The 12,514-nt window shown below is 53.2% G+C and carries 4 protein-coding genes; all 4 read right to left on the minus strand.

The features are described 5' to 3' along the window. Nucleotides 1–57: 57 nt before the first annotated feature. The 4 genes from SH528x_RS26105 to SH528x_RS26120 all read right to left on the minus strand — a co-directional run bounded on the left by SH528x_RS26105 (nucleotide 58) and on the right by SH528x_RS26120 (nucleotide 12,459). Nucleotides 58–5,271 (minus strand): neutral/alkaline non-lysosomal ceramidase N-terminal domain-containing protein, encoded by a 5,214-nt coding sequence (locus tag SH528x_RS26105; RefSeq protein ID WP_442506380.1) that lies wholly within the window; start codon nucleotides 5,269–5,271, stop codon nucleotides 58–60. 775 nt (nucleotides 5,272–6,046) lie between these two features. Further along, on the minus strand, nucleotides 6,047–10,117 hold the full coding sequence (locus SH528x_RS26110) for a zinc-ribbon domain-containing protein (protein ID WP_442506381.1): 4,071 nt from the start codon (nucleotides 10,115–10,117) through the stop codon (nucleotides 6,047–6,049). After that, nucleotides 10,060–11,358: a hypothetical protein gene (locus SH528x_RS26115; protein ID WP_442506382.1), complete on the minus strand. Its 1,299-nt coding sequence runs from the start codon at nucleotides 11,356–11,358 to the stop codon at nucleotides 10,060–10,062. The genes SH528x_RS26110 and SH528x_RS26115 overlap by 58 nt, the downstream gene beginning before the upstream one ends. Before the next feature lie 873 nt (nucleotides 11,359–12,231). Further along, nucleotides 12,232–12,459 (minus strand): hypothetical protein, encoded by a 228-nt coding sequence (locus tag SH528x_RS26120; protein ID WP_442506383.1) that lies wholly within the window; start codon nucleotides 12,457–12,459, stop codon nucleotides 12,232–12,234. Nucleotides 12,460–12,514: the final 55 nt, after the last annotated feature.

The raw sequence follows: 12,514 nt of genomic DNA on the forward strand, positions 1-12,514 counted from the left end.
ATTTGATTCGTGATTCGGTGTGACCCATTTGATTCGGTGTGCCATTTGGACGAAGAGCTATTTTGCTTCTGTTAATACTTCCGCCGCCTGTCGTCGTACTGCCGGATTGACGTGTTGATGCAGTTGTTTGACACGGGATTCTCCGAGCCAGTTCGGGTTGACGTCGTTCTCTCCGATCGCGGTGAGCAATCGCTGAATGCGGGGAACCGTTCGCAGTAGTGCGTCGAGGGCCAGCTCCCGATTATGCGAATTCAGGTTGGGTAAAGCAGCAAGGATTGCCTGTCCCGCTTCAGCCGCCGGCATGTCGGACAGACCACTGACCGCCCCCATTTGCAGTTCCGCGTTAGCGTTTGTCAAATAGCCCGCCAATTGTTCGCCATGGGTCGCCCACGGAGCGAGCGCGATCATGCGGAGTGCATCATAGCGAGTCCCTGGACGCACCTGAGCATTGTCCGACATTTCAGAGGCTTGCGAAATCATTCGATTCCAGCGTGCAACCAGTGACCCATCTCCAGAGATCAGACGCTGCACACGGTCAAGAGGCCAGTCACCAGTTTGGCTGATCCCGTTGATCAATCCACCACCGATAACGACGGCCTGCCAGTCTGTGAGTGGTTGTTGAAGTTGAGGGAGACTGACGTCGAGCACTTGGAGCAGTTCCTTCGATTGATTCCGCTTTCCGGCTGCGATTGCAACTCGCCAAATCCATGGAATCCGGCGGTACTGTTCGTTCACATCGTCAGGCATGTCCGACGTCAGAGCGGTGATGATCTCGGCCGAATACTGCGGCCATTTTGCGATCAGCTCTTCCCGCTCCGCTGCGGCCAGGGTGTTGTCGAGTAGCGATCGGGCGATTTGATAGGCTTCCGAATCAGCACCCTGAACGTAGGCCAAGATGTGCGACATCTCTTGTTTGCTAATATTTTCTTCGAGGCCTTCGGGCATCGCCGACTTTCCGCTCGCGCGTAGCTCCTCCAATTGATTCCTGAGTAGCACGTGTTGCTTCGCTTCCTGTTCCATCAGGGTAACGCTGGATGCTGTCTCGTTCACAATTTGACCAGACACGACGCGCCCGTCGTCCATTAACGCAGTGTACCGTTGGTACCGCGCATCCACGTCTCGGTTCGGATCCAATATCGCCTGCAGTAAAAATGCGTCGGATCGACTTGTCAGTGCGGCCAAGTCTGGCCCCACCTCATATCCCACACCGTCGAACTTGTGGCAAACGCTACAGTGCTTTCCAAACAGAGCTTTGCCTTGTTGAGCATCCGCTGGCAACGCAGAGACGTCCATCCAATCGGCGACGAGTTGCTTGCGATCGCTGCCGGCTCCATCACCTAACCACTTCATTGCCAAGGGGCGAGTTTTCGTTGGCTGGCGTTCGATGAATCGTTGCCGATCGTCCGCAGAAAAGTCGCTCGAGTAAAGTAAACTGGATTGCAATCCAGTCAAGATCGACGCATCCCAGTCGGGGTGTCCCAGCAGGGTCTGGACCAACACTGCACGGACTTGTGGAGTCGCTGATTCAACGCAGGAGAGTAACGCCTGGCCGCCAGCTGAGTCCCCACGCCGACCGATCGCTTGGACGGCGGCAATTTGACGATGATTGGAAAACTGTAGACTAATCAGTTTGGCAATCTCGGAGGTAATCTCCAGCGGCGGTTCAGATCCAGCTTGGATGGGGGCGGGGCTCAGCAGCGATTGGGAAACCGGACCGAGTCGGCGTCCCAGTAGTTTCAAAGCCATTGCCGCCTGACTGTCCGTGACGCTTGGATCAAGAATTCGTTCTCTTGCGGCATGGAGGATCGATCGAGCAGCCTGTGTCTGTCGAGGTGTGATTTTGATCTGAACTTGCGCGGGCTGTTGACTGCGATCCGTCGCTTGGCCAATCCCCAGTTCACCGCTGGCAGCACGGCGGTCGAGACCGTCGAGAAATTGAGCCAAGCTTTCTAACTGCCACCATTGCCATTCATCACTGGATTCCAGAATGCGGTTGAGGGCAGATTCAATTGCTGCTGCACTGCCCATTCCAGCGGTGGTCGCAACCACCTCAGGGCCGACCAGTTCACGTGACTTATCGGTTGCTAAAATTTGTTCCGCAATGGGACCGACGTTGCTGGGGGTTAGCGAACTCAGTGCCGCTGACTGCAAATAGGGATCGGTTGATTCGGTCGCCAGTCGAGTCAACGGTTTGGTCACGTCATCGGACTCAATGGACGCAATCGAGTAGGCAACCTGCATACGGACTTCGAAAGATGGATCGTTGGCAAGTTTCAGAACAGCCGCCGAAACCATCGGGTCGGTTAGAGAGCTCTCGCTCATCCGTACGGCGTGTCGCCGAACGTCGGGGTGCGAATCCGTTAACGCGAGCAGGATCGCTTCGCTTGAGAGTTGCTTGAGCCCATCTAGAGCGGCCAGGGCTTGGATTCGCACCGCAGGATTTTGGCTTGTCTGAGCGATCCGCAGAAGCTCGTCGCGGGTGTCCTTGGCATCACGCCACAGCAACATTTGGTGCACTAAATCACGGATGATGCCGTTATCGATGTCAATCGCTTTGGCTAATTCCTGGTTGTTTAATTCGCTTAGTGCGGGTTGGCTCTGCGGATCTTTGGCGGTCGGCACGACGCGATAAATCCGCCCTTTGCCCTGGCCAGCAAAGACATCGATTTCGGCCAAAGTTTCATCCGGAATCCACTTGGGGTGTTCGATCACGTAACGATACATGTCCACTACCCAGAGTCCACCGTCAGGACCCGTTCTGGCTTGCACGGGTCGGAACCAACGGTCCGTTGAGGTCAGGAACTCTGAGTCCAGTTCATCAGCTGCACGCTGTCCTCGAAATGTGGCTCCCTGGCGTTCCAAGACTTGCCGATAGACCAGCTGATTCACGGGCTCGCAAGTGAACGAATTGTTGTTGTAGTCCGGGCCGAGATAGCTGTCGCGATAAATTTCGATCCCGCACGCGGCCGTGGCGCGACCTGGAGAGCCGGACAAACGGAACATCACCAGATCGTTGGGCGGAAATAGCTTGCCAGCGTTCTCGCCAGCCGGGACGTTGAGCGAGCTCAGCGGTGGCGGTACAAACGGATTGCGTTGTAGGTAATGATCCACAACTGGATAGTGACGAATCAGACTGCTATTGTCGCAACCAAACCAGTTGCCGAAATCATCACGGACTCTGCCTTGTTGGCTACGGCCTGTTACCGGTTCGATCAGTCCCAGATCAGGTTGAATTCGGAAGTCTCTGCCGGAAACATCCACGACGGCTCCTTGCTGATTCGAGATTGATCCACCAAACAATCCGCCAGAGCCATACAACCAATTATCGAGTCCCCACCGCAGGCTGTTGACGCGTGCTTGGCCGTTATGTGTTTCAAACCCACTAAAGAGCACAGCGGATGTTTCTGCGCGTCCGTCGGCATCTTGGTCTCGCGCAAAAATAATGTTGGGAGCATCGCAGATCAGCGCGCCGTCTTTCCAGACTTTGACATCCGTGGGGTATCGTAGCCCGTCCATAAACACGGTCGACGATTCGTAGAATCCATCACCGTCAAGATCCTTCAGCACCCGCACCTCTCCGCTGGGAACAAACTCCTCTTCAATCCCATGACCATAGTCGGACATCTGCACAACCCAGACACTGCCGTCAGGTCCGAAATCGATCGCTACTGGGTCGGTGATCTGCGGTTCACTGGCGACCAACTGAACTTGCAGGTCAGCATGTGTTTGAAATTCTTGCAACGCCTGCTGAGGTGATTTAGGGGGGATGCCGTCGGTGCGACTTACCTCAGGCTGGCTCGACTCACCATTGGCAACCGGAGGGTTCTTGGCAGTTTGATAACTCATCGGTACCAAGCGATGGACTTCATCGATAATCGTTTGTTCCAATCCTTGCGCCAGTTTGTTGGGAAGTGCAAAGTACGGAGTTTCCGCACCGGCCCCGTAACCGCCTTCGGCCCACAATCGCTCGGATGGGATATATGCGCCAAAATCGTGGCTGTAACCGTGCATCCACAAACGTTCTGGATCCAGCTCCGATTTGAGCCGCAGCGAATAGTCGACACAAACTTCGCCAGCCATAAAAACCATGCAAAGTTGGTCGCCAAAATGGCAAACTTGGAGCGGATAGGGCAACGATTTTGGAATCTCCTCTCCGCGGTCCAAGCGAGCCAATTGGGTTGTGGCGTTGTACCCGGCGGGACCGCCAGCGGCCTGCATCACTTCGTATTCCTGTCGCGTTGGGATGCTGTGAAAGGGTAGCTGGACACTGCCGCTGGAAACCGATAGCGGCTCCGCAAGGGGCTTGATTGTGCCTTCTTTGACAAGCCTGGCGACTTCATCGCCGATCTGCATCCCTTGTTGTTGCGCGATATCGACCTTGTCGCCCGTGACACCACTATTTGGATTCTGATCGGCGCCGCAGCCAATCGACACCATCCCAATGGCACTGGGGAAATGACGCTCGATCGCTTCGACAGCATAGCCTGCCCAATCTCCGCTTAACAGATTTTGCGATAACGTCACACAGTGGCAGGCGTAGGTGGTGTAGATGCCACGAACCGACTTCGCATCGTCTGCGGAACGCACGATCAAGCACGGTAACGAATGATCGACGGGACCTCCACTGGTTCGTCGATTCAAGGCGAATTTAACTTCACCGACCGTCCAGCTAAGCGATGCTGGTTGGCGATCGGCGAGGGCAGCACGGATCACAGCAACCAGGTCGACAATTAGCTCTTCGGTGTACTGATCAAGGTGCAGTTGGTGTTCGGGGGGAATCGGCTCGGCAAAAATGTTGTCCGAGGCACCGTTCACTTTCGGTGCACTATGGGTGTGGGTGAAGGTGACGATCAGGTGCTCACGCGCGAGTTTGGTGTGCTCCGCAAGCCGCCGATGAACTTCGTCAACCAAAGTCGAGCGGATGCCCAGACTGTCAAGAGTGACCAGCACGATTGGTTTTTGTTCATCGGTGCCGATCGCTAATGCTCGAGCCCACAAGGGTTGCGATGTACCTTCCGATTCAGTCTTTCGAAACGCAAAACCATTCAGTCGAACGGGGTAAGCTGGGGAGATGTCTTGTTTAGCAATGCCAACACTATAAACCGCAGGCGCAGACGCGGGTGGTTCGGCAGCACCCGATCCGCACCAAGTTAGCAGAGACTGGGCAAGAACCAGTGAGATCAGGCTGCCGGTAACGGGACTCGAGAACGGGCGGGAGTGGATGGCTCGTTTGTTACCAGCACTACCAAAGGTAAAACGGTTCGAGAGCATGTGGGCTAGTCAAGGTAGGAGTGGAGGAGGGCATATTTTGATTCGCGACTTGTCAAGAATCTGCGATTGTAATCACCACTGGGCTCGCTTGGGAACCGAAGCAGAAGATCGCCACTGTTGCATTGATATTCTACGCGGACGCGTCTCCTGAGGATCGCAAAGCCCACCAGGAAGCAGCCAACGCTATGCAAACGGCAAGCTCGTCCACATCGCCAACGAGGGACACAATCTTCACCACGACCAATTGAGCCCCACATCCGAATTGCTAACGAAGCTCATTTCGGCAGTTAACGAATGAACGGAGGTCCGTTCGTGTCATGTTCGTCCTGCCAACAAATTTAAACGATGATCTCCGGTGCGACGATTCAAGTGGATGCATTAAGACGTGGAGATCAGCCCTGGAATTAAAGCACTTTTTGACTTCCGACTTTTGCAATAGCGAGTAACGGCGGCTGGAATACTTGCCGACATCGGAGGAATCTCCAACAATGCCGTCAACTACTTCCAGTAGTCTCCGCTCGACGCGGAACGGGGGACTGAATGCTCCCTGTTCGACCTCCGAATCTTGGGATGGAAACGAGACTTTCCACAATAGTCCGGGCCGTCAAACGCCACCCGGTCGATGGAACCGGAGCAACCTCCAGTGTCCGCTACCGGAGTACTTCAAGGCCGACCTCGCATGTACCGCAGTCGCGATATAGCGCCCTCTCTCCCTTCTTCTCGTCGGCGATGCCTTCTTCTGCGCCAGCCCCGTCGCTGCTGATGCGAACATGAACTATGGAATTGAACTTGCCCTGAACGAAAGCGATAAGTCCTCGTCTGGCGATCGTTCTGTCTTACGTCCCTCAATATGCACGAATTGGGCTTTGGACTTTGGTTTGAAAATTTGGAAGCCGAGTTTTTCAATGTCCGAAGCGAAGCGTTCAACATCGTCGAAGCGACTTTCCGCTTCCCAAATGTGAAGGTGCCCGTCGATCTTCAGAATTCTATGAGCTTCACGCAAGTAGTTGGTAAAGTTGTTCCCCATTAGCGACAGCGAGAATACAGCAACGTCGACTGACTCGTCATCGAGTGGCGTTTTGCTCATGTCGCACTGAATGACTGTATCGTCGATGGAAACATGGTCGAAGCTATGGACGATGTGCTTTTCACTGATTGCTTTTGCCAACATTGCTTCGCCACAACCAAAATCTGCCACGATGTAGCCTTCACGCTTGTTACACCATCGAACAACCTCCTCAAATGGAACGACTGGCCAGCTTTCGCGGGCCTTGCGATAGAGCGTGTGATACTGCTCCCACTCTTCAGGATTCTCAATGAGTCTCGTGGCCAAGGTAGAGCTGTTGGCGGCGTTCCATCGATTGTTCATCGTCGAGAAATCGCCGTAGCGTGCAAGGCGTTTCTCCGCGCGATTGCCGAAGTCGGATAGCGGAACAACAATCGTTCTTCGCTCGACTGTCTGTTCCTTACCAGCTTCGAGTCTTTTGAGCCATTCCAGCACATCTTTTTGGGCCTGCGCGGGAGTGCGAAGGTTTCCTTCAGGAACGGCACCGTCGACCGCTGCGTCAGCGATAGACTTCTTGTATCGAATTCGCTGGAGTTTCGATTCACAGTAAGACCATCGCTCGCCTCCGATGTTGGCATAGGTCACTGGAACGATCACTTCGACCGTGGCTGACGCTTGACCCTGTCGCCAAATCCGACCGATGAGTTGCTCGTATTCTGCATTGGTCCAAGGCAAAGAGTTAATAATCAAGCGGTCGCAGACATGCTGCAGTCCATCCACTCCAGTACCAATTGAACTTGAGCCGATCAGGACGTCCAGTGTTCCGTCCTTAAATGGCACAAGCCCCTCCTTGGATTCGCCGGTGTAGAAACCGCACCGGAAACCCGCATTCGTGATCGCTTCGTAGAGAAGCTTATCAATTTCGTCCACATAGTGGGTGTAAACCAAACTGCGGCCCGGTCGCTTGATAGCCTCCAAAATCTCAGGAATACGAACTTGGGTGAGGATCTTCTCGATCTGGAGAGGCGATGGGTTTGTTCCAAGTGAGTGGATTTCGTCAAGAGCACCGCTGCAATCTAACTCTGGCGTCTCAATTTTTAACGACGACTCGTAGTCCGGTCGCCATCTCGTTCCGAGTGTGGCGAGTTGCTGGTGCAAGCGCATACAGTTCGGCACGCTCGCCTTCGTCGGCAGATCATCGTGCTCGAAACCAGTGATCATTTCGATCAGGCTGCGTCCTTCTTGTAAGTTGTTAATGACTGGCGTTGCCGACAAACCGAGTACACGCAATTGCTGATTCTTTTTGCCTGCCTCAGCAACCATTGCTTGCAGCAGTCGCTTGCGTTGTGACATCTGATCGGCGTACCGTTGCTTTGCGTAGTGAACTTCGTCGATGACGATGAAGTCAATTTCGTTGTGGTCGAGAAACCGTTTGAGCTGTGCTTCTGACCCTGGTTGTTGGAACTGTTCGTAGTTCATCACGAGATATTTGTGAGTTGATCCAGATCGCCAGATGGGCTCCCATGTTTTGAAAGTAACGTCACTGTCCGGGAAGATGGACTGAATTTCGCCACGCCAGCCAGATTGCTCCGAGCCGACAACCGCATTTGGACAACAAACAACGGTAAGGGACGCATTGCAAACTCTGGTAGCCAGCACGGCGGAAAGCGTTTTGCCTGCACCAGTACCGGACCAATTACCAAATCGAAGTCGATCGCGCACCTCGGCTGCGACATGCCTCTGCATCAAGTTGGGTTGCGTGATCTTACCGCTGATGGAAAACGAGTAATTTCTCGGTGTCTCCAGAAATTTCGCTTTGGAATACTCGTGCAAGAACTCAGTTTTGACGCGATTTCCGTATTCGCTATCATGCGGCGTGTTTACTTCCGCCAAAGCCGCTTCTTCGTCTCGGAATGCGTGGCTCCAAACTTTGGCCTTCGCTGAAGCCACTAGAAACTCAGCGGCCTCTGCATCCGTTGATGCGATGACAGGAGAATCCATTGCGTCCAACGCGGCCTTTGCTGTGACTTCGGGAAGCTTTTGAGGCGTAGACTGTGCCGGTTCGGTCGTTTCAATTCCGTCTGGCGAATCGCTGAGGTTGTCATCATCGCCAACGAGTAAATCCAACGACTCTAAGTCAATCTCATCGTCCGAGATAAATTCATCGACCAGCGACTCTTCCCCGGCGATAAACTTGTCAAGCTCCCCCCGAGGAAAGCGACCCGTTGCAAGAGACTTCACGAATCCTTTAGCACGGCCACCACGATTCAGCAGCCCACTCTGCTGGAAAATTACGTAGAGTTCCGCAGGCGTGAATGTATCGAGGTGTTGACGGAGTGATGTCACGAAATGTCTTAACTTCTCCAGGTTCCAACGTTCTTGGCATCCGGGGCAACTGCGTACCATGCGAGTGCGGTATACTGGCATCGCCTCAAACTCATGCTGTTGCTCGCACATCCACCAACGCGGCTTGAACGAGTTAGGGCGAACATCGGCCGGAGTCAGGCTACCGTTCTTAGACGGATGCCACTGCGAAGCAATTTCCGGATCAGCTTTTTCTAAGGAAAGCTCGGATACATCGAAACTGTCACGATGAGCGAGCTGCAGATTGTTCGAGAGCCTGCGTACATCGGGATGCTTTGCCACGACCGAAACTAACTGATAGGCATTGCTCAATTTGTTCGCGAACTGCGACGAAGAAAACAGATCGAATAAATCCTCACCGTCGATTGTCTTTCTCTCACCTGCCAGCAGTTCTGCACCCCAGTTCGCTATCGCCTGAACCTCTTCGAGTGAAATACCAAGAGCGTCAATATGAATATACTGGCCGCGTGCCGTCATAAGGATCGAGTGAAGTTGACTCAAATAACGCCCGACCAGAACTGACTGATGCCACTTTCGTTCACTTTTTTGGACGATTTCCTCGATGCCGATAGAATTGCCAGCATCTCGTATGATGTCAACTAGCTCGTCGGCTCGGCTGTAAAGGGCACCCGGCCTGCGAAATCGGCCGCCTTCAAGATGATCCGCGTCGGATCCGAGCAGTGCAGCAAGCTCAGTCTCAGTGTCTACGAACCCGCCCGTGTCGATCTGATCGAATGCCAGACCGTTGACGCCTGCGGCAACAAGTTGCGCCCGCACGAAGGTCTTAACCCAGTCTTCCCCCAACAGAAGACGGCATGCGTCCGGTGGAAATGTCCATTCGGTAATTCCAGACAAACGCGCCGTTAGATCAGATTGTTTCCCGGTTGCAACTTGATGCGCGTTGACAAGGTCACCAATTGACTTGATTTCTGAATTGTCGAAACCGATCGTCCCGCTGGGGAGTGACTTCAACACCCTGCAGAGGTCGTCGATGGTCTTGCTGGAAAACTGACTAACGCCACGAGCGTCGCTGGTTGACCAACCAAAACCTGATACGGTGATTAGCAGCTTGACCTCCCAGCCCTCCTTGCATTGGAGCAACTCTGCCAATTCATGAATTGGAACGTATAGTCGCTGGTCCAGCAATGGTAGAGCTGGCTCCAAAAGCGCATTCGCGACATCTTGAAACACGTGCAGTTTCTTTAGCGACGTGGAAAAAATCTGCTGTGCGCGAGATCGCGTGAACTTGTATTCCTCGCCAATATCATCAAACGTGCGGCCATCTAATGAACTCTGGAGCATCGAAACGGCACGCGAATCCAAAAGATCTCGCACCTGTGCTACAAATTCACGGGCGTCCTTCGGGGGGCCTCCCTCACCGAAACGGTATACGCCAAGCCCCGAGTTCGCCAGACGGTTTAGCTCGCGACGCAACTCTTCAACGATTGCTTCGGTAAAACCATCCAACTCACCCACGTTCTTCCAGGTTGCGGTTTCAGGACAGGGGAGTTGCGAGCGTACGGCTGCGCGATGAACATCGACAATTCTTTTGATTTTACATTTCGTAGCAACGACTTTGCTTTGCCCCGAAGTCGCAACGGTACGGATTCCCATTCCCATTCTGACACTTCAAGGTTCTCGATATCGCAAATAACCTTTCCACGATACATTCGGAGGCCATCTGCTTTCAGTCGTAGAACTTCGTTTCGGAGACTTTCAAGTGATGTGCCGCCGAAGTTGTCAGCGTCGAGGGCGCTCACTCTGCTGCCATTCTGAGGATGGGTCAGCCATCCTCGTGTCGCTAGTTGCTCAAGATCACCGATGGCTCGCAAGCTGTGTTTGTCAAGAAAGTCTCGGACACGACTATTTACCTGCAATGGAACGTCCCGCCAGTCCAGTTCGGCTATATCCTCATGCTGCTTATCCCCGTAAATCCAAAGGTGTAGCAATGACCGAAGATCGAATGCTTCCTGAACAGCTTTCCCTTTGAGATTGGTATGACTTGAGCTTTCAATGAAGCTCTTTATTGGTTGCGATGCCAACGAGTTGTCAGGTAACACCGCTTCGGGAACAAGTGCACACATCAGGGCATCTGAATCAGGATCGTTTTTGCTAAAGATGGACTGATACAGATCACGAAGGGCAAGCGCCGCTACCACTTTCTTCTCGCCCCAGGATGGCATTCCCGCTAAGTCGCCTTCTTCGAGGCACAGCAACTTTGAGACTGTATCCAACTCCAAGCGACGAAAACTCTCTTTCAAAAAGCTGGGAACGTAGACAAGTGGCTGGTCCAGATGAGCATTCGAACTGAACTGTTGAACTCGTTCGGATCGTGAGTCACTTGGCGTGAAGCCTGTTAATCGATGTGCCTGTTCTATTAAAGCACGAATCGTTTCAACCTTCTTGACGCCGACACCCTTTTCTTTGGCAACGATATCTATGTCTAAACGGCAAAGGTCCGAAACAGATCGCACCGAAAAATGATCCAAGACTTTTTGAACTAAACCACTAACGACAACATGGTCCGAGAGAGGTTGGTTGTTGAAATCAGAATCAGGGTTCGATGTCATTTTTCGCTGCCAAGCTAGGGTTTCAATGCGAGGATTGTATCTTACACCCGAAACAACGCCTACAATGCTGCAGAACCTACTTCTTCCGCTGCGTACGTCTCCGGAGAAGAAACCAGGAACGGGGCAAGATTCGATGCCGACGGCCATCTTTCAATCTCCTTGTCACAGGTTCTTGTTTGCTCGGCAGTGCTCTGGTGGCCGGCACTCACAGGATCCAAATGGGTCACAGGATCCAAATGGGTCAAACCCCTTTGTTTCGGATCAGCGTGTTAGACTGATGTAATACCAAGATCACCACGAGCAGACGAGGCGGGAGGGCTTTATCACGCCCTGAACCGAGCTAACTTGGGTGCGAAGATTTTTCGTAAGCAAGGCGACTTCGTTGCTTTCGAGAAAGTTCTTCACTAAGCGTTGCCGATTTACAAGGTCGAGCTATACGCTTGCCAAATCATGGGCATGTATTGGCAGTTGATGTTACGTCCGTTGTCGATGGAGAAATGGGACGATTTTGCAAGTGGGTCTGTGGCACCCACACGAGCTCACTGCCTTGTGATAAGGAAGGGTCATCTCTATCAGGGTTGCTTCAAGAGTTTTCCGAATTAGGATGACGAGCACTTCATTGTGAGCTGCCGGTACGTGGAACGCAGTCTTACCTGGCAGCGAACTCAAAGCAATCCGCAATTGCGCCCAGCGCGGAGCACCACTTGGTGATAACGGCGGGATCAAATCCATCGCACGACGATTGGACGTCAAATCAACAATGCGACCTCGCGGGCGGCCAAGAGTGCGGCCGTTACCAGCCGTCGATCAAAACAAAGAGGTTTGACCCGTTTGACTCTCTTGACCCGTTTGACTCTCTTGAACGATTTCTTTGGTTACCTGGTCCAGAGCGGGCTAGGAAAAGGGAAGCGGGATCGTTAGCGAAGAAAAGGTACGGCGAAGAAAAGGTACGCGGAGTCTATTTTCATCCAGTCCCGGTCGCACGGTCTTAGCACCCGATGCCTTGTCCGTGAAAAGCAACTACTCTGACACCCCTGCAGCGCGTCGTGAATCGAGCTGCAACTCCAATTTCTGCTCGATGGCCGAGACACCAGCGTAGCCGACCATCCGCTCCGGTGACGTCTCAGAAACCCCGGTGTCCATGGAGATAACGGCCCCAACAAATTCCGGGCTTTTTCCAGGCGACACACGAAACAGTTTGCCAATCTGGATTGGTTTCAAGAATGGAATAATTGGTTCGGAAATCACTCAGTCCTCCTCCCATTGATTACCGAAACACCGCCAACTGTGGCAAGTGATCGCT

The sequence above is a fragment of the Novipirellula methanifontis genome, from assembly GCF_052161655.1.
GTDB lineage: Bacteria > Planctomycetota > Planctomycetia > Pirellulales > Pirellulaceae > Novipirellula.